The 19,520-nt window shown below is 57.0% G+C and carries 16 protein-coding genes; 5 read left to right on the top strand and 11 right to left on the bottom strand.

What is annotated here, in order from left to right; genetic code table 11:
• Nucleotides 1-244: 244 nt before the first annotated feature.
• On the top strand, nucleotides 245-760 hold the full coding sequence (gene yihI / locus IM295_RS08080) for a Der GTPase-activating protein YihI (RefSeq protein WP_028014895.1): 516 nt from the start codon (nucleotides 245-247) through the stop codon (nucleotides 758-760).
• A 188-nt stretch (nucleotides 761-948) separates the two neighbouring features.
• Nucleotides 949-2,322 (top strand): oxygen-independent coproporphyrinogen III oxidase, encoded by a 1,374-nt coding sequence (gene hemN, locus IM295_RS08075; RefSeq protein ID WP_126327362.1) that lies wholly within the window; start codon nucleotides 949-951, stop codon nucleotides 2,320-2,322.
• Between the two features lie 53 nt (nucleotides 2,323-2,375).
• Here the strand turns inward: hemN and IM295_RS08070 are convergent, their stop codons facing one another.
• From IM295_RS08070 to glnA, 4 genes are all read right to left on the bottom strand, one after another.
• On the bottom strand, nucleotides 2,376-2,486 hold the full coding sequence (locus IM295_RS08070) for a YshB family small membrane protein (RefSeq protein WP_017382667.1): 111 nt from the start codon (nucleotides 2,484-2,486) through the stop codon (nucleotides 2,376-2,378).
• Between the two features lie 110 nt (nucleotides 2,487-2,596).
• Nucleotides 2,597-4,009, bottom strand: coding sequence for a nitrogen regulation protein NR(I) (glnG, locus tag IM295_RS08065; RefSeq protein WP_028014893.1), 1,413 nt, complete (start codon nucleotides 4,007-4,009; stop codon nucleotides 2,597-2,599).
• 11 nt (nucleotides 4,010-4,020) lie between these two features.
• Nucleotides 4,021-5,070 carry a nitrogen regulation protein NR(II) gene (gene glnL / locus IM295_RS08060; RefSeq protein WP_014172250.1) on the bottom strand — a complete coding sequence of 350 codons (1,050 nt, stop codon included), beginning with the start codon at nucleotides 5,068-5,070 and terminating at the stop codon, nucleotides 4,021-4,023.
• A 169-nt stretch (nucleotides 5,071-5,239) separates the two neighbouring features.
• The gene (gene glnA, locus IM295_RS08055; protein WP_008501856.1) at nucleotides 5,240-6,649 is read right to left on the bottom strand and encodes a glutamate--ammonia ligase; all 1,410 of its coding nucleotides are present in this window, start codon (nucleotides 6,647-6,649) and stop codon (nucleotides 5,240-5,242) included.
• A gap of 378 nt (nucleotides 6,650-7,027) precedes the next feature.
• On the opposite strand from glnA, the gene typA reads away from it, so the two are divergent.
• Nucleotides 7,028-8,851: a ribosome-dependent GTPase TypA gene (typA, locus tag IM295_RS08050; protein ID WP_028014891.1), complete on the top strand. Its 1,824-nt coding sequence runs from the start codon at nucleotides 7,028-7,030 to the stop codon at nucleotides 8,849-8,851.
• Nucleotides 8,852-8,902: 51 nt separating this feature from the next.
• Here the strand turns inward: typA and ompL are convergent, their stop codons facing one another.
• The 7 genes from ompL to yihU form a co-directional block, all read right to left on the bottom strand.
• On the bottom strand, nucleotides 8,903-9,589 hold the full coding sequence (gene ompL, locus IM295_RS08045; RefSeq protein ID WP_045260222.1) for a porin OmpL: 687 nt from the start codon (nucleotides 9,587-9,589) through the stop codon (nucleotides 8,903-8,905).
• Between the two features lie 73 nt (nucleotides 9,590-9,662).
• Nucleotides 9,663-11,084: an MFS transporter gene (locus tag IM295_RS08040; protein ID WP_193066518.1), complete on the bottom strand. Its 1,422-nt coding sequence runs from the start codon at nucleotides 11,082-11,084 to the stop codon at nucleotides 9,663-9,665.
• A 46-nt stretch (nucleotides 11,085-11,130) separates the two neighbouring features.
• Nucleotides 11,131-12,513: an MFS transporter gene (locus IM295_RS08035; protein ID WP_022649848.1), complete on the bottom strand. Its 1,383-nt coding sequence runs from the start codon at nucleotides 12,511-12,513 to the stop codon at nucleotides 11,131-11,133.
• 45 nt (nucleotides 12,514-12,558) lie between these two features.
• A complete protein-coding gene (locus IM295_RS08030) occupies nucleotides 12,559-14,583 on the bottom strand; it encodes an alpha-glucosidase (protein ID WP_193066514.1) in 2,025 nt (674 codons plus the stop codon).
• Nucleotides 14,584-14,599: 16 nt separating this feature from the next.
• Complete coding sequence (gene yihS, locus IM295_RS08025; protein WP_063437450.1) at nucleotides 14,600-15,841, bottom strand: sulfoquinovose isomerase; 1,242 nt, start codon at nucleotides 15,839-15,841, stop codon at nucleotides 14,600-14,602.
• Between the two features lie 14 nt (nucleotides 15,842-15,855).
• Nucleotides 15,856-16,731: a sulfofructosephosphate aldolase gene (gene yihT / locus IM295_RS08020; RefSeq protein ID WP_028014885.1), complete on the bottom strand. Its 876-nt coding sequence runs from the start codon at nucleotides 16,729-16,731 to the stop codon at nucleotides 15,856-15,858.
• A gap of 17 nt (nucleotides 16,732-16,748) precedes the next feature.
• Nucleotides 16,749-17,639: a sulfolactaldehyde 3-reductase gene (yihU, locus tag IM295_RS08015; RefSeq protein ID WP_193066513.1), complete on the bottom strand. Its 891-nt coding sequence runs from the start codon at nucleotides 17,637-17,639 to the stop codon at nucleotides 16,749-16,751.
• 155 nt (nucleotides 17,640-17,794) lie between these two features.
• Between yihU and IM295_RS08010 the strand changes: the two genes are divergently transcribed.
• Nucleotides 17,795-18,691, top strand: a complete 897-nt coding sequence (locus IM295_RS08010; protein WP_088204722.1) for a sugar kinase — start codon at nucleotides 17,795-17,797, stop codon at nucleotides 18,689-18,691.
• Between the two features lie 34 nt (nucleotides 18,692-18,725).
• Complete coding sequence (locus tag IM295_RS08005) at nucleotides 18,726-19,520, top strand: DeoR/GlpR family DNA-binding transcription regulator (protein ID WP_032644939.1); 795 nt, start codon at nucleotides 18,726-18,728, stop codon at nucleotides 19,518-19,520.

The raw sequence follows: 19,520 nt of genomic DNA, 5'->3' as shown, positions 1-19,520 counted from the left end.
GCAGGATAGTCAGGACGACCAGCGCCTGGAGGCGTTTTAACAGGAAATGGAACCATACACGGACGGTATCAGCCAAAGGATAAACAGGGTGTGTTGTTGGTAAACATGGAATGTCTGACCCGTTAAGGGTTGTGAGTCAGGAAAAAAGGCGACAGATTGCTCTGTCGCCTTTTTTCTTTGCTTGCTTTCTGCTAGATTTCGCCGCAATTCTATACTGAAGAAAACGACTTTAAGATAAAACATCATGAAAAAACCAACCTCCGCTGCGGGCGCGAAACGCCCTGCAAAAGCACGCCGCAAAACGCGCGAAGAACTAAACCAGGAAGCGCGCGATCGCAAACGCGATAAGAAGCATCGCGGTCATGCTGCGGGTAGCCGTGCCAACGGCGGTGGTGCAGCGGGCGCTTCTGCAAAAGGCAAACAGCAGAAAGACCCTCGTATCGGCAGTAAAACTCCCATTCCACTGGGCGTGACAGACACCCCGGTCACTAAGCAGCACAAACCAAAGAGCGAGAAACCTATGCTTTCACCGCAGGCTGAGCTGGATATGCTGGAGAACGATGAGCGCCTGGACGCGCTGCTGGAACGTCTTGAAGAGGGTGAAACCCTGACCGCCGAAGAGCAGTCATGGGTAGATGCCAAACTGGACCGCATTGATGAGCTGATGCAGAAGCTGGGTCTGTCTTACGATGACGAAGACGACGAAGAGGAAGAAGAAAAGCAGGAAGATATGATGCGTCTTCTGAAAGGTGGAAACTAACATTTGCACCCGGCAGGCACGATAGTCCTGCTTATAACCCTTCCGGTTATATGTTATCTGGTGTGGTTATTCGTTAAACTACGGCGGTTGTCGCGGCGACAGAAGTGGCTGCGCACCCGAATGATGGCCCGCGATGGGGCCAGAACGGGCCGCCGTATACGAACGCGACACCAACGGAAGGAGTGAGCATGTCAGCACCAACTATCGACTGGGATTTGGCCCTAATCCAGAAGTATAACTATTCCGGGCCGCGTTATACCTCATACCCCACCGCGCTGGAGTTCTCCGATGCCTTCGGCGAGGAGGATTTTCAGCAGGCCGTCGCGCGCTATCCAGAGCGTCCGCTGTCGCTCTACGTCCATATTCCGTTCTGCCACAAGCTCTGCTACTTCTGCGGCTGCAATAAAATCGTGACCCGTCAGCAGCATAAAGCCGACCAATACCTCGATGCGCTCGAACAGGAAATTGTGCACCGCGCGCCGCTTTTTAAAGGTCGTCACGTCAGCCAGCTTCACTGGGGGGGCGGCACGCCAACGTATCTCAATAAGGCGCAAATAAGCCGCCTGATGACGCTGCTGCGCGGAAATTTCAATTTTAACGACGACGCTGAAATCTCGATCGAAGTCGATCCGCGTGAAATTGAGCTGGATGTACTGGATCACTTACGCGCCGAAGGCTTTAATCGTCTGAGCATGGGCGTGCAGGATTTCAATAAAGAGGTGCAGCGTCTGGTCAACCGCGAGCAGGACGAGGAATTTATCTTCGCCTTACTCAACCACGCGCGCGACATCGGCTTTACCTCGACCAACATCGACCTGATTTACGGCCTGCCAAAGCAGACGCCGGAGAGCTTCGCCTTCACGCTGAAGCGCGTGGCTGAACTTAGCCCAGACCGCCTGAGCGTCTTTAACTATGCGCACCTGCCGACGCTATTTGCCGCCCAGCGCAAAATCAAAGATGCCGATCTGCCTTCTGCCCAGCAGAAGCTGGATATCCTGCAGGAAACTATCACCTCTCTGACGGAGAGCGGCTATCAATTTATCGGCATGGATCACTTTGCCCGTCCGGATGACGAGCTGGCGATTGCCCAGCGTGACGGCGTTCTGCACCGCAACTTCCAGGGTTACACCACTCAGGGCGATACCGATCTGCTCGGCATGGGTGTCTCCGCCATCAGCATGATCGGTGATAGCTACGCGCAGAACCAGAAAGAGCTGAAGCTCTACTACCAGCAGGTTGATGCAACCGGCAACGCGCTATGGCGCGGCATCGCGCTGACCCGTGACGACTGCATTCGTCGTGATGTGATTAAGGCGCTTATCTGCAACTTCCGTCTCGACTTTAGCGAGGTGGAAGCGCAGTGGGATCTGACATTCAGCGAATATTTTGCGGAAGACCTGAAGCTGATTGCGCCGCTGGCGAAAGACGGGCTGGTGGATGTGTCGGAGAACGCGATTGAGGTCACGCCGAAAGGGCGTCTGTTGATCCGTAATATCTGCATGTGTTTTGACGCGTATCTGCGCCAGAAGGCGCGTATGCAGCAGTTTTCACGGGTGATTTAAGGCGCAAAGCCGGGTAAGGCGAAGCCGCTACCCGGCTTTTACATTTCAACCTGCTAGCTAAACAGCCCAACCAGCGCCGCACATAATACCGCAGCAACAGCGGTTTGCGGCGTGTGGCTTTCAGCTGCTCCGCTCGACAGTAAAGTCACTAATGATTCCAGCATGATGATTCCCCCAATTTCCGGGCACGATCATACAAAACTCATCGGAACAGTAAAGCGCAAAATAACGGCAATTTGCGCTCAATTAATAACCTTTACACAGCGGTGTACGATCACTCCATTCCCAGCTCTTTCAGCTTGCGCGTCAGGGTATTACGTCCCCATCCCAGCAGGCGCGCGGCTTCCTGCTTATGGCCCTGCGTATGACGAAGCGCGGTGGTCAACAGCGTACGCTCCATCTCTGGCTGAGCCTCAGACAGCAGGTTTTGATGACCGGAACGCAGCGCGCGGTCGGCCCACTGCGCCAGCAGCGTTGCCCAGCTGTCCGGCAGCGCGTGCCCGGTGCTGCTTTCGGGCGCGGTGGCCTCAAACAGTTCGGCAGGGAGATCCTGAATTAACACTTCCTGTCCGGCGGCCATCACGGTCAGCCAGCGGCAGGTGTTTTCCAGTTGGCGTACGTTGCCCGGCCACGCCAGACGGGTGAGGGCGGCATCGGTTTCAGGATGAAGCTGCTTGGCTTCCACGCCCAGCTCGCGGGCCGCCACCTGCAGGAAATGACGCGCCAGGCGCGGGATATCTTCCCGACGCTCGCGCAGCGGCGGCAGGTGGACGCGGATCACGTTCAGGCGATGGAATAAATCCTCACGGAATTTGCCCTCCTGCACGCGCAGCTCCAGGTTCTGGTGCGTCGCGGCGATAATACGCACGTCCACCTTCACCGGCGCATAGCCGCCCACGCGGTAAAACTGCCCGTCGGCCAGCACGCGCAGCAGGCGAGTTTGAACGTCCAGCGGCATATCGCCGATCTCGTCCAGGAACAGCGTGCCGCCGTCAGCCTGCTCAAAGCGCCCCTGGCGAATGGTATTCGCGCCGGTAAACGCCCCTTTTTCGTGGCCGAACAGCTCGGACTCAATCAAATCCTTCGGGATCGCCGCCATATTGAGGGCGATAAACGGCGCTTTTGCCCGCGGGCTGTGGCGATGTAACGCATGCGCCACCAGCTCTTTACCTGTACCCGATTCCCCGTTAATCAACACGCTGATGGACGAGCGGGACAGACGGCCAATAATGCGAAACACGTCCTGCATCGCCGGCGCTTCGCCGATGATGTCAGTGGTTGGCCCAAAATCGGGTGCGTGGCGCGGCTGTTGTTGCTCCTGGTAGTGGCTAATCGCGCGCTCAACCAGCGCCACCGCTTCGTCGATATCAAACGGTTTGGGCAGGTAATCGAACGCCCCTTGCTGATAGGCGCTCACCGCGGCATCCAGGTCGGAATGAGCCGTCATTATGATGACCGGAAGCATAGGATGGCGCTGTTTGATCTGCTTTAACAGCGCCAGCCCGTCCATGCCCGGCATGCGAATATCCGACAGCAGAACGTCCGGCGTTTTGGTGGTGAGTGCGTCGAGCACCTCGCTGCCGCTCTCAAACGTCGTGCAGCTTAAACCTGCCCCTGTGAGCGCGCGTTCAAGCACCCAACGGATGGAGCTATCGTCATCGACTACCCAGACTATCCCTCGTTGCATAAACGTCACCTTTATTTTTTAATCGGCAGGAAAACCGAAAACTCGGTATGTCCCGGCCAACTGGTAAATTCAATTTTTCCGGAGTGCTGATCGATCAAGCTGCGGGCGATAGATAAGCCCAGTCCCGTACCGCCTTCGCGCCCGCTTACCATTGGGTAGAACAGGGTGTCCTGCAGATGAGAAGGAATGCCAGGCCCGTTATCCTCAACGTCGATGCGTGCCGCCAGACGATAGCGCACGCCGTGCAGCGTAAGCTGGAAGGCGGTGCGGGTGCGTAAAATAATCTCGCCGCCTTCCGGCCCCAGCGCCTGCAGGGCATTGCGCACAATATTCAGCAGAACCTGCTCAATCTGGTCCGGGTCATGCGCCAGTTCCGGCAGGCTTGGGTCGTAATCACGCACCAGCGTGACGTTCTCCGGCAGCTCCATAGAGACGAGCTTCACCACCCGTTCAGCGACTTTATGAATGCTTTCTGAAACGTGCATACCCGGCTGCTGCGGCCCGAGCAGGCGATCGACCAGGTTACGCAGGCGGTCCGCCTGCTCAATGATGACGTTGGTATATTCCGCCAGCGCAGGGTCGGGCAGGGCTTTGGTCAGAAGCTGCGCCGCGCCGCGTAACCCACCCAGCGGGTTTTTGATTTCATGCGCCAGACCGCGCACCAGGTCACGGGCGGCAATTTGCTGCGCATGCTGAAGCTGCTCCTGGCTCAGGCGACGCTGATTATCCATCGGCGCCATTTCCAGCAGGATCAGTCCTTCCGGCAAACGTTGCGCAGTAAGGGAAAGAATATGTGAGCGCCCGTCGATCACCAGCGTGACTTCGTTATCGGTGAACCCCTGACCGGCCTGCAAACTTTCCTGCATCAGGCCAATATTCAGCGAGAAATAGCTCAACAACTCAGGAAGCGGGGTGCCAAACAGTTTGCGTGAACTCTGGGCGAGCAGCTGTTGCGCCGCCGGGTTGGCGTAATGGACGGCCAGCTCGTCGTCGACCAGCAGGATGCTGTTAATCAAAGAATTGAGGATCTGCCCAGCATCGGGCAGCGTGCCAGTTGCCATTCAGCAGTCTCCTGGAGTCGTTGCACTGTTTTAGTGCAGTATAGCGGTTTCAGCGTAAAAAGCGCGTGAGATCAGGTTGTTGGTGGAGAAAAAAGCCCATCCGGAGATGGGCTAAAAGTTTCCACGGCAACTACCCCCGGCGCTTTTGACGCCGGGTAAAACAACTAAATTAAACGCTGTAGTACAGTTCGAACTCAACCGGATGCGGAGTCATACGCACGCGGTCGTTCTCTTCAGTACGCAGGGCGATGTAAGCATCGATAGCGTCGTCAGTGAATACGCCACCCGCAGTCAGGAACTCGCGGTCTGCATCCAGCGCCTGCAGGGCTTCTTCCAGAGAGCCAGCAACCTGTGGGATCTCTTTCGCTTCTTCTGGCGGCAGGTCGTACAGGTTTTTGTCCATCGCTTCGCCTGGGTGGATCTTGTTCTTGATACCGTCCAGACCGGCCATCAGCAGCGCTGCGAAGCACAGGTATGGGTTAGCCGCTGGGTCCGGGAAGCGCACTTCGATACGACGCGCTTTTGGAGACGCCACCACCGGGATACGGATGGAAGCAGAACGGTTACGCGCAGAGTAGGCCAGCATAACTGGCGCTTCGTAGCCCGGGACCAGACGCTTGTAGGAGTTAGTGGTTGGATTCGCCAGGGCGTTGATCGCTTTAGCGTGTTTGATAACACCACCGATGTAATACAGCGCCTGCTCGGACAGACCGGCATATTTGTCGCCAGAGAACAGGTTGGTACCGTTCTTGGACAGAGACATGTGGCAGTGCATACCGGAACCGTTGTCGCCAAACATTGGTTTTGGCATGAAGGTCGCGGTTTTACCGAAACGGTGCGCAACGTTGTGCACAACGTATTTGTAGATCTGAATTTCGTCCGCTTTTTTGGTCATGGTGTTGAAGCGGGTTGCCACTTCGTTCTGACCCGCAGTCGCCACTTCGTGGTGGTGCGCTTCAACAACCAGGCCCATCTCTTCCATCACCAGACACATGGTGGAACGGATGTCCTGTGCAGAGTCGACCGGAGGAACCGGGAAGTAACCGCCTTTCACACCAGGACGGTGACCTTTGTTACCACCTTCGTATTTGGTGGAAGAGTTCCATGCGCCTTCGATGTCGTCGATAGCCACGTGGGAGCCAGAAATAGAGGCACCGAAGCGGATGTCGTCGAACAGGAAGAACTCTGGCTCTGGCCCGAACAGAACGGTGTCCGCGATGCCGGTAGAACGCAGGTACTCTTCAGCGCGTTTTGCGATAGAACGTGGGTCGCGGTCGTAGCCCTGCAGCGTGCCTGGCTCGAGGATGTCGCAGCGGATGATCAGGGTTGGTTCTTCGAAGAACGGATCAATGACCGCAGTGGTTGCGTCTGGCATCAGAACCATGTCGGATTCGTTAATGCCTTTCCAGCCACCAATGGAGGAGCCGTCAAACATTTTGCCTTCTTCAAAGAATTCGGCGTTCACCTGATGAGCAGGGATTGTGACGTGCTGTTCTTTACCTTTGGTATCGGTGAAGCGCAGATCAACAAACTTCACTTCATGTTCGTTCAGCATCGTCAAAACGTGTTCAGCGGACATACTTAACTCTCCAGATTGGTCATTGTCGTCGTGGTAACGAGGTCTTCAATTTCTGTTGGTACTGGCTGTTGCCATGTATTTTTTATAAAGCGAAATCTGTGCCAACTTTTAAAACACCCCAAAAAGGCGTTATCATGCGCACCATAGTGCAAAAGGGCTGCACCATGATGGATTTGTTGCACCAGTATAGTGCTTCAATGTGAACATTAAGCACCATATTGGTGCAATTTACGTTAAAGTGCCCTTTTACCGCTCCGTGAAAGCGATCACAAAGCATCTCTGCAATACTTGTTTGCGGGGGATGTTTGTGATCCTGTTTTGTAGTGCGATTAATCCGTGTACAATAACGCGCTATTTCTAAATGCCTGAGGCAAAGTTGTGATCGAAAATTTGCGTAACATCGCCATCATCGCGCACGTTGACCATGGTAAAACTACCCTGGTTGATAAGCTGCTGCAGCAATCCGGTACGTTTGATGCTCGTGCCGAAACCCAAGAACGCGTGATGGACTCCAACGATTTGGAGAAAGAGCGTGGGATTACCATCCTCGCGAAAAACACCGCGATTAAATGGAATGACTACCGTATCAACATCGTTGATACCCCAGGGCACGCCGACTTCGGTGGTGAAGTTGAACGTGTAATGTCCATGGTAGACTCCGTTCTGCTGGTCGTTGACGCAATGGATGGCCCAATGCCACAGACGCGCTTCGTGACCAAAAAAGCTTTTGCCCATGGTCTGAAGCCAATCGTTGTTATCAACAAAGTTGACCGCCCTGGCGCGCGTCCTGACTGGGTTGTTGACCAGGTCTTCGACCTGTTCGTTAACCTCGACGCGACCGACGAGCAGCTGGACTTCCCTATCGTTTACGCCTCTGCGCTGAACGGTATCGCAGGTCTGGACCACGAAGACATGGCTGAAGACATGACCCCGCTGTATCAGGCGATTGTTGACCGTGTTCCTGCGCCAAACGTTGATCTGGAAGGCACCCTGCAGATGCAGATCTCCCAGCTCGACTACAACAACTACGTTGGCGTAATCGGCATTGGCCGTATCAAGCGCGGTAAAGTGAAGCCTAACCAGCAGGTCACTATCATCGATAGCGAAGGCAAAACCCGTAACGGTAAAGTCGGTAAAGTCCTGACTCACCTGGGTCTTGAGCGTATCGAGAGCGACATCGCTGAAGCGGGCGACATCATCGCGATCACCGGTCTGGGTGAACTGAACATCTCCGACACCATCTGCGATCCGCAGAACGTCGAAGCACTGCCAGCCCTGTCCGTTGATGAACCAACCGTATCCATGTTCTTCAACGTCAACACCTCTCCGTTCTGTGGTAAAGAAGGTAAGTTCGTTACCTCTCGTCAGATCCTTGACCGTCTGAACAAAGAGCTGGTGCACAACGTTGCGCTGCGCGTTGAAGAAACCGAAGACGCTGATGCATTCCGCGTTTCTGGTCGTGGTGAACTGCACCTGTCTGTTCTGATCGAAAACATGCGTCGTGAAGGTTTCGAGATGGCGGTTTCCCGTCCGAAAGTAATCTTCCGTGAAATCGATGGCCGTAAACAAGAGCCGTTCGAAAACGTAACGCTGGACGTAGAAGAGCAGCACCAGGGTTCTGTGATGCAGGCACTGGGCGAACGTAAAGGCGACCTGAAAAACATGAATCCAGACGGCAAAGGCCGCGTACGTCTCGACTACGTGATCCCAAGCCGTGGCCTGATCGGCTTCCGTTCTGAGTTCATGACCATGACCTCCGGTACCGGCCTGCTGTATTCCACCTTCAGCCACTACGACGACGTTCGTCCGGGCGAAGTGGGCCAGCGTAACAACGGCGTACTGATCTCCAACGGTCAGGGTAAAGCGGTTGCGTTTGCGCTGTTCGGTCTGCAGGATCGCGGTAAGCTGTTCCTGGGTCACGGTGCTGAAGTTTACGAAGGCCAGATCATCGGTATTCACAGCCGTTCTAACGACCTGACGGTAAACTGCCTGACCGGTAAGAAGCTGACCAACATGCGTGCGTCCGGTACTGACGAAGCAACGGTTCTGGTTCCACCGATCAAGATGACCCTGGAGCAGGCTCTGGAGTTCATTGATGATGACGAACTGGTAGAAGTGACTCCACAGTCAATTCGTATCCGTAAACGTCACCTGACCGAGAACGATCGTAAACGTGCTATGCGCGGTGCAAAAGAAGACTAATACGGTCAATCCGTAGTAAAAAAAGCCGCTGAGAAATCAGCGGCTTTTTTATTAGAACGAATAACGTAACCCCAGGCGGATCCTGTACTGCTCGCGGTTGTAATCATTCCATCTGTCCAGCCACTGGAGTTCGAGGTACGGCAGCCAGTTTCTGTCGATCTTATAGCTGAACTTGTTGGTAATTTCCCAGTGATGGTCTTTGCCATTTTTGCTGTGGTAATCATTTATCCGCTGGAAAAAATGCGGCTCAAAGGTGTAGAAAAACGCATCCGTCACCTTGAAATTCCAGTAGTTGGCAAATTCGTGCGTGTCGTTCTTATCCATCTGCCCGTTATAGTCCGGCGTATCGTAATTGTTATGGTTATAGCGATAGCGGAACGTCAGATTAAACCCGTCCGTGAATTTATAGTTGGTATCTAAATAAACCGCGCCACCCGAACCGGCGCTGCTGTCGTTGATCAACCCGCCCGGCTGGAAGGTGAGTTTGTCCGTCGGTTTAAAGAGCGGATACCACCCCTCTATTTCGTTATAGCTGTGCTTGAGCTCATCCCACCTCCCCACGTTGTAGGCGTTGGTGAACATCAACCCCGCGCCCATATCGAAGTTATAGCCGGCACGCAGGATCACTTCGTGCAGCTCAGAGGCCGTATTGTAGGCTTCACGGGTTTCAACATAGGCCCCGGCGAATACCGGGCAGGACACAGACGACACGATCAGTACAGTGATGATTCTTTTCATAATTTGTCCATGTATCAGGTACAGAAGGGCCTCCCTCCTGATGAACAGGAAGGAAATACTGGCCGAATTATTGTTATAAAGTGACTGCTGACGCTTTATTGTTGGGTGTTATCTCAGGGGTATTCGCTGACTGTTTTTTCCGTTTTCCAATCTCCTCGATAATAAAGGCGAAGCGCGCTTCGTTGAGTTTATAAAACAGCCCCATGGTCACGGCGGCGACGATTGCCAGGCCGCACGGCCAGAGGAAAATAAGCTGACGCAAACCCAGCAGCGTGCCCGCGCTCTGCACCGCATGAGGAACGTAACCGATCTGGGTCAGCATGATGCCGGGCAGGAAGCCGGCGAGAGCGGCGGAGATTTTGCGCGAGAAGGTGTAGCCGGTGTAAACCGATCCCTCGGCGCGAATGCCGGTTTTCCACTCGCCGTAATCAACGGTATCCGGCACCAGCGCCCAGTTCAGGCTGTTCACAAACGCGGTGCCGAAAAAGGCCATGCAGGAAAACAGCACGAACAGCAGGGAGCTGGTTCCCCAGAAGAAGTTCAGCACGTCGCCCACCGCCCACAGCGCCAGCCCGCCCAGATAGACGGGCTTCTTGCCAAAGCGCTTCACCGCGCCGGGCACCAGAAACACGCCAATCAGAATGCAGCCCATGCTGAAAAAGCCCATCCACGACAGCAGATGCAGATCGTTCAGCACGTACTGGGTGTAATAGACCTGAATCGCCAGCTTGATGTTGAACGCGGCGAGAGTACACAGGTTGGCAATGCACAGCACCAGCAGCGGCGGATTGCGAAAAATCGCGCAGAACGATTTAAGAATGCCGGGCTTATGGTGATCGGGCGTTATCTCGACATAGCGCTCTTTCACCCCGCTGTAGCACCACCACATGCAGAACAGGCCGCCGGTGACGAACACCAGCGCAGCCACTAGATAGCCGAGGGAGGGTTGGTGGACGAACAGCGCCTGAATGGGCATAAAGCCGACTGTGCAGAGCAACAGCCCCACCGTTGCGCCGCCCTGACGCCACGCGGCAAGCTGCGCGCGCTCGTTCGGGTTTTTGGTGATGGCAGGGACCATCGCACCGTAGGCGCAGTTCATCAGGCTGTAGCAAAGCCCAAACATCATGAAGAGCACGGTGGCGATGGCCGTTTTGACCGTAAGGCTAAAGTCGTTGGCCATAAACTGCGCCGTGGCAACCAGCGCCACCGGGACGGAGGCATACAAAATGAATGGCCGGAATTTTCCTCGCGCGCCAATGTTTCGCCGGGAGTCCAGCAGCACCCCGGTCAGCATGTCGGTAAAGGCGGTAAAAAACTTCGCCACCAGGAAAATAATGCCGCCGTAGAACGCGGGCATCCCCAGTTCATCGGTATAAAACTTCAGCAGGTATAGCGTGCCAATACACAGCATCAGATTCGAGCCAAAATCGCCCATCCCGTAGGCGCACTTCTCTCGCAGGCTCAATTTCAGGGTTAACGGATCAGTATTGTGTATCATGGTCGATCCTCAGAGCGCCCCGCAGGGCGCTCTATCACGTCATTTAGGCCGTACGTTTGCGCAGTTCGATCTCTTCCACGATGCGCACATACATCTTCTCGTTGAGGTTGTAGAAGCAGCCCATCGCCACGATGGTGATGACCGCCAGCAGGCTCGGATAGATAAATATCAGCTGCCGCAGCCCTTCAACCGTCCCGGCGGACTGCACCACGTTGGGCACATAGCCGATCTGCGTGAGCATGATCCCCGGGAAGAAGCCCGCCAGCGCCTGCGAGACCTTACGGAAGAAAGTAAAGCCGGTGTAGACCGTCCCTTCGGAGCGCACGCCGGTGCGCCACTCGCCGTATTCCACGGTATCGGATACCAGCGCCCAGTTCAGGCTGTTCACAAACGCGGAGCCGAAGAACGCCAGGCAGGAAAACGCCACAAAGCTCACCGAGCCGCCGCCGAAGAAGTAGTTGAGCAGGTCGCCCGCCACCCAAATTGCCAACCCGCTGATGTAGACCTTTTTCTTGCCGAAGCGCCGCACCGCGCCGGGCATCATAAAGACGCCGATAAAAATACAGCCCATGCTGAAGAAGCCCATGTACGACAGCAGGATCGGGTCGTTCAGCACGTACTGCGTGTAGTAGACCTGAATGGCGAGCTTAACGTTAAACGCGCCCAGCGTGCACAGGTTCGCGATACACAGGATAAACAGCGGGCGGTTCCCGGCAATGGCGCGAAACGACTGCAGCAGCCCCGGCTTTTGCGCCGGGTTAGCGGGCTGCGTCTCGACGTAACGCTCGGTGACGCCCTTATAGCACCACCACATAAAGAACAGCCCGAACAGCGAGAAGAGGGTGGCGGCAAAGATGTAGCCAAGCTGGTCGTTACCCTCAATCAGGTTCATCACTGGGACAAAACCCACCGTACAGAGCAGCAGGCCGAGCGTGGCGCCGCCCTGACGCCAGGCCGCCAGCGAGGCGCGCTCATCCGGGTTTTTGGTGATGGCGGGCACCATCGCGCCGTAAGAGCAGTTCATCATGCTGAAGAACAGGCCGTACAGCATGAACAGCACCGTTGCCATCACCGTTTTGCCGGTCATCTCAAATGGCGTACCGACGAAGTTGGCAATCGCCAGTAAGGTCACCGGGAAGGCGGCATACAGTACGAACGGGCGGAATTTCCCTTTCGGGCCAATCTTGCGCCGGGAGTCGAGCATGATTCCGGTGCCCATATCGGTGAAGGCGGTAAAGAACTTCGCAATCAGGAAGATGATTCCGCCGTAGGTGCCCGGCAGCCCCAGCACGTCGGTGTAAAACTTCAGCAGATAAAGCGTGCCGATATCCAGCAGGATGTTAGAGCCGAGATCGCCCATCCCGTAGGCGAGTTTTTCTTTAAACGGCAGGCGTAGGGTTGCCGGATCGGAAGTATGTTGACTCATTATTGTTCTCCGTCTGCCCGCAGGTTTCCCTGCGGGCGAGCCTTATCAGATATCACGTAAGGTGCTAAACAGATCTGCCCATTCGCTGTGCTGGCGATAGAAGACCGGCGGCTTGCCGATCGGGGCATCTACGGTCACGTCGCCGCCCTGGCAGATTTCCCCCGTCCACGCATTGACCCAGCTGTCCTGCGGCAGATAGAGCGACCAGTCCCGGCGGCCCTCTTCATGAACCGGTGCCACCAGCAGGTCGCGGCCAAACAGGTACTGGTATTTCAGCGTGTAGGCGCGCGCGTCGTCCTCGTAGTGCAGGAACAGCGGACGCATCACCGGCAGGCCGCTTTTCGCGTTCTGCGCAACCGCAGCTTTGATGTACGGCTTCAGGGTGGTGAACACGGTGGTCATGCGCGCAAAGTGCGCGATGGTTTCCGCATCGCCGTCGAACTGCCAGTTGTCGCCAGGGCGGTTGCCCTCGTGGGTACGCATCATCGGCGTAAAGGCGCTGAAGTCGCACCAGCGCAGCAGCAGCTCCTTGCTGCGCTTCATCTCGAACAGGGTGGTATAGCCGCCGATGTCGCTGTGGTGCAGGCCATGCCCGGTCATCGCCAGCGAAAGGGCCGCAGGCACGACGGACGCCAGGCCGTCGTCCAGGCTCCAGTCGACGTTCTGATCCCCCGCCCACATCATCACCGAGTGCTTCTGGCTGCCGGTGTAGCCCGCGCGCATGAAGAACAGGATCTCCCCGAGCTTGCCGGTTTCCTGGAGCGCCTCGTAGTTACATTTGGCCCACAGGGCAGGCCAGGCGTTATGCATGATCTCCGCGCTCACGCCGTTGTGCAGGAAGGTATCGGTCGGCAGATATTCCCCGAAATCGGCCATCCAGCCGCCGCAGCCCAGTTCGATCAGGTTCTTTTTAATGACCTCTTTGTACCAGCCGTAGGCTTCCGGGTTGGTCAGGTCGATAACGCCCGCGTAGAACTCGCCGAATTCAACGTGGTAGTCCTCGCCGTTGGCGTTTTTGGTCAGATAGCCGCGTTTCGCCGCCTCTTCGCAGAGATCTTTATCGCTGGCGACGTACGGGTTGATATAGGAGAGGAATTGTACGCCCTCCTGCTTCCACTGCCCGATCTGCTCGTCAAGTTGCGGATAGAGCTCGCTGTTCCACTTCCAGTTCCACATCACGCGTTTGCCGAAGGAGGTCATGCGGATGCCGGACCAGTCCTGCGCCCAGATGCCGTTCACCTTCACGCCGCCCTCGCGCATAGCGTCGAGCTTCTGCTGGCACACCTCGGTGCCGCCCTGAATGCCCAGCGTCACGCCGTCGTACACCCAGTCCGGCAGCTCCGGCTGACGTCCCAGCAGGCCGGTCAGTTTTTCCAGCAGATCGACGTAGGTTTCCGCACATTCGAAGCGCAGCGTGGCGTTATCTTCCCAGAACGCCAGCTCGTGGAAGTCCGGTGCGCTGAAGTCAAAGTTCATGTAGCAGCTGTTATCCACGTGGCAGTAGTACTTCTGGGTGCTCACGAAGGTAGGCTGCGGGAAGAAGGTCCAGTAGTAGTCACCACCCGCGTTCTCTTTGCAGTCGGCCTGCCAGGTGACGTAGGTCTGCTTGTTGCGCCCCACGCCCTGCTCGCTGGTCCAAAGCGGGAACGGCTTGCCGCGCAGATCGAAATACGAGAATTGCTCGCCGCAGCCGTAGATATGATCTTCCGGCTGCGCCGCCAGCCGCAGCCAGATGCGGTTATGGCTGGCGGCATCATTTTTCAGCTTCAGCTCCAGACGGCCTTCCGCATCCACGCCCACCAGCAGCGTCGCGCTCACCGCATCGCCGCGTGTAAAGCGGATGGCCCAGCCCGCGCTTTGCTGCGAGACGGTCGCGTCCGTCAGGGCAATCTTTTCGTTGAGCTTGTCTTTAATGCTGAAATTGCCGCGAAACATCTCGATATCGGCTTCGCCTGCGCCGATCCACAGGCAAGGCGCTTCTTCGGAGTGGGACAAAATCAGACGATCCTGCCAGCGCAGGGTGAAGCCACGTTCGTTATTTTTCAGGTCAATATTGTGTAGGGTACGCATAAAAACTCCGTCTTTATTATTTGGCCTGGCTGTCCAGCAATCCGGCGGCGACGGCAGGCGCTAAGCCCGGCGCCAGCGGCAGGCGGGGGATCACCAGGCAGTGCAGCAGATGGTAAATATCCTGCTTGCCGTCCCAGACTTTGGTGGTCACTTCGTTATTGGTGTCCAGCTCCTGCCACCAGGAACCGTTTTCGTAATCCATCAGGTACTTGATGCAGTAATCCCACCACTTCTGATACCAGGCTTCGTACTGCGCTTCGCCGGTCACGGTATAGAGGGCATAGGCCGTGCCCATCGCCTCGACGATTGGCCAGCGCACGCGTTCGCGGACGATAGGCTTACCGTCCCAGCCCACGGAATAGACAAACCCGTCGGCGCCGTCGGGTGCCCAGGCGTCGCGGATGGTGGCGTGGAACAGGCCTTTCGCATCTTCCAGCAGCCATTCAGGTGGCGTTTCAAAGCGCGCTTCCAGCGCGGCGCGCAGGTGCAGCATCAGGCGGCCCCACTCAATCCAGTGTCCCGGCGTGCCGCCGTAGGCGCGGAAGCGGTGAGCAGGGTTATCGATGTTGTAATCGCGGATCGGGTTCCAGCCGGTGTCGAAATGCTCGTTAACGCGATACTCACCTTTGCGCGCCACGTCGTGAATAATCACCGAGGCGATGCGCAGGGCGCGGTCGAGCCATTTCCGGTCGTGGGTTACGTCATAGACAATCAGGAAGGCTTCCACGGCGTGCATGTTGGCGTTACCGCCGCGGTAATCTTCCGTTTTGCTGAAGGCTTCATCCCAGGACTCGAGGCACATTTGCTCCTGTTCGCTCCAGAAGTAGCGCTCAATCACCTCGATGGCATCGTCCAGCAGCTTGCGTGCCTGCGGGTGGCCGGTGGTGACGGCGCTCGCCGCGCCCAGCAGGACGAAAAAGTGCTGATAGCCCTGCTTGGAGGCGTCAATGACGCCTTCATCGTTTACGCAGGCGTACCAGCCGCCGTGCTGCTTGTCGCGCAGCGGACCGTTGAGGGCGTTAATGCCGTGCTCAACCAGGGCATACGCGCCGGGACGGCCCATGTTCGCCGCCACCGCGTACACGTGCAGCATGCGGGCGGTGATCCAAAGATGGGTGCCCATATCGCTGCGAACTTGCCCGTTATTGCCCAGCCAGCCAAAGCCGGTCGGTACGGCGGCGTTTTTGCCGAAATCGAGAATGCGGTCGGTCTCTTGTTCGAGCCAGCGGTTGTGGCTCAGGGTGTTAAACCATTTCATGTTCGGGTCCTTTCTTAACGGCGAGCCATCATTTCGTCGACGATCTCACCCAGACGCTGAAGTTTTGGTACGGAAATATCACGCAGCATCAGCTCGGTATCCGGCAGGCCAATCACCGATGACCAGACGGCGCGACCGGCTAAAAAGCCCGATGCCCCTGCCTGCATCGCCACGCTCACGGCGCGCGGGAACAGCTTATCGTCCACGCCGGAGGAGAGGATCACCCACGGCATAGCGATGTTCTCGTTCAGCTTCTGCGAGGCCGTCAGCAGTTCCTGCTGCGTGCCCTTACCAAACAGCGGCATCTCCACCTTATAGAGGTCGGCACCGCTGTCGCCCAGCTCTTTAGCCGCATCGATAATCGCCTGTTCGCGGTTAAATTCGGCTCCGCGACGCGGCGGACGCACCACCGGCTCGATAATGCTCAGCAGCCCGTTGTCGTGGCACAGCGTATTGAATGCTTTAACCATCTCCAGGCGCTGCTGCGGATCTTCATCGCTACGCCACAGCACCAGCAGCTTGAGCGCCTTGCCGCCGTCGCGTTTGACCGCCTGCGCGTCGATGCTTTTGTCGATCACCACGCTGTCGACCGGAATACCGTTCCCCGGAATAAACTCGTCGGCCGCCACAATCATCGCGCAGCTGTTGGCTACGGCCTGCTGCTCGACAATCTGGCGATAGCAGAACTGCTGGTCGACGAGAATGGCAGAGGCGTATGGCGACAGAATCTTCGCCGCGTTGACCTTAAAATCCGTCAGGTGCTGGTCGGTTACCGGCACCGGCGCGCCTGCGGCGGCAAACATCAGGCGCATCGCTTCGCGCTGATCCACGGCCAGCATTGCAAAACCGCCGGAAGGTCGGGTGATATCTTTCAGGGTGTACATCGTCATTCCTCAGTCCTTTCGTATCAGTGTGATTTTTTCAGCCCGGCAGATGCGCGAACCTGTTCAAGAATGGCCGTCCAGTCTTCGCGCCCGCGCCCGGCGGCGCGTGCCTGGTTGTAAACTTCGCGGGACGCCGCGCCCAGCGGCATCGGAACGTGGAGCTGGTTAGCCACGTCCAGGGCGATCCCCAGATCTTTATGCGCAAGGTCGATCATGAAGGCGGGTGAAAGATCGCCTTTCAGCACCTTGTTCGGCCATGAGGTGGTGAAGTGGCCTTTACCCGCCGGCGTGCCGTTCATCACCTTCAGCGCCACGTCAAAGGAGAGGCCAAGCGCTTCACACAGCACGGCCGCCTCGGCGGAAAGCGCGTTCAGGGCGATGCTCATGTAGTTATTGATGAGCTTAACGCGGATGCCCATGCCCGGCCCGCCGGCGTTAATCAGCTCATTGCCCATCGCCATTAAGACGGGGGTGGCGCGTTCCACCTGCTGCGCGGTGCCGCCCGCCAGCAGGAGCAGCGTGCCGGCGATGGCATGGTCAGACGTGCGTCCCACGGGCACGTCCATCAGGCTGAAGCCGCGCTCAGCCATGTCGCGGATCAGCGCGTCGGTTTGCAGCGGGTGAATGGTGGACATATCAATCACCAGCGCGTCGCGGGATAACCCTTCGCACACGCCGTGCTCGCCGAACAGGACGCTGCGCACCAGGTCGCCGTTTGGCAGCATGGTAATGACGAATTCGGCGTCCGTTGCGGCCTGAGCGGGCGTAGCCGCCGCCCGTGCGCCGCTCTCTACCAGCGCCTGAACCGCCTGCGGGTTCACGTCAAACACGTTAAGCTGGTGGCCTTGCTTCAACAGATTCTTCGCCATTGGCGCGCCCATCAGCCCTAAACCGATAAATGCGATTGCTGACATGCCTCTCTCCTGTCACATCGTGTCAATTTCTGCGCGTTTGTGTTGTCTGTTTTTGATCGTATTTGTAATTTATAGTCAAAAAATTGACACGGGTCACTTTTTAAACATTTGGTGAAATTAAAATGAAGGCATCAGAAATCGCAGAAGGAATCACCATGACTCGCATCGTTTGTGTCGGCATTACCGTGCTGGATCGCATCTGGTATCTCGATGATTTACCTAAGGAAGGTGGGAAATATGTCGCAAAGGACTATACGGAAGTGGGGGGCGGCCCGGCGGCCACGGCGGCGGTGGCCGCGGCAAAACTGGGTGCGGAAGTGGATTTTATTGGCCGGGTGGGGGACGACGATACCGGCAGACGGCTGCTGGCGGAGCTGGAATCCCTGGGGGTGAACACCCGCTATACACGCGTGTTTAAAGGTGCCCGCTCGTCACAATCCGCGGTGCTGGTGGACGCAGGCGGAGAACGAGTGATTGCCAACTACCCCAGCCCCGATCTGCCCGCCGAGGCAGACTGGCTGCATGAAATCGACTTCTCGCAATGGGATATCGTGTTAGCAGACGTGCGCTGGCATGACGGGGCAAAACAGGCGTTTACCCTGGCCCGTCAGCAGGGCGTTCCTACTTTGCTTGATGCTGACGTTACCCCGCAGGACATCGCGGAACTGATAGCCTTAAGCGACCACGCGGCCTTCTCCGCGCCGGGCCTGCGGCGACTAACTCAGTTGGATAAAGCAGAAGATGCCCTTAAAAAAGCACAAACGCTCACAAATGGACATGTGTATGTCACTCAGGGGCGAGACGGCTGCTACTGGCTGGAAAACGGCGCCTTGTGTCATCAATCCGGCTTTGAGGTGAACGTGGTGGATACCACCGGCGCGGGCGACGTTTTCCACGGCGCGCTGGCGTTCAGCCTGGGGCAGCAATCCACCGCCGCAGACGCCGTGCGTTTTGCCAGCGCCGTCGCAGCCCTGAAATGCACAAAGCCCGGCGGGCGCGCGGGTATACCCGACTGTGATCAAACCCGCTCTTTTTTGTCACTTTTTGTATAAAATGCGGAGCGTGATGGTTTTCAGAGGACAGCCCATGAGCCTTACCGAACTGACCGGCAACCCGCGTCACGATCAGCTGCTGACGCTGATTGCCGATCGCGGCTATATGAACATTGATGAACTGGCGCAGCTGCTGGACGTGTCGACGCAAACGGTGCGCCGGGATATCCGTAAGCTCAGCGAGCAGGGGCTGATCACGCGTCATCACGGCGGCGCGGGCAGGGCATCCAGCGTGGTAAACACGGCGTTCGAGCAGCGCGAAGTGTCGCTTACCGAAGAGAAGCGGGCGATTGCGGAGGCGATTGCGGACTATATTCCCGACGGCTCAACTATTTTCATTACGATCGGCACGACCGTAGAGCACGTTGCCCGGGCGCTGCTTAACCATAATCATCTGCGCATCATCACCAACAGCCTGCGGGTGGCGCATATTTTGTATAAGAACCCGCGCTTTGAAGTGATGGTGCCCGGCGGCACGCTGCGCCCGCACAACGGCGGCATTATCGGGCCTGCGGCGACGGCGTTTGTGTCTGGTTTTCGGGCGGACTATCTCGTGACCAGCGTCGGGGCGATTGAGCACGACGGCGCGATGATGGAGTTTGACGTGAATGAAGCCAGCGTGGTGAAAACCATGATGGCCCACTCTCGCCACATTTTGCTGGCGGCCGATCATACGAAATTTAACGCATCCGCCGCGGTGGAAATTGGCAACGTGGCGCAGACAACGGCTCTTTTCACCGATGAGATGCCCGGCTCGGCGCTGCAAAATCATCTGAAATCCAGCAAGGTTGAAACGGTGCTGGCCTGTACCAGCGATGATATCGCCTGA

Origin of the sequence: Enterobacter cloacae complex sp. P14RS (genome assembly GCF_014895895.1) — a bacterium.
In the GTDB taxonomy this organism is placed as follows: domain Bacteria; phylum Pseudomonadota; class Gammaproteobacteria; order Enterobacterales; family Enterobacteriaceae; genus Enterobacter; species Enterobacter bugandensis.
The sequence above is the reverse complement of the archived record's forward strand: the minus strand, read 5'-3'. Positions and strand labels throughout refer to the sequence as shown.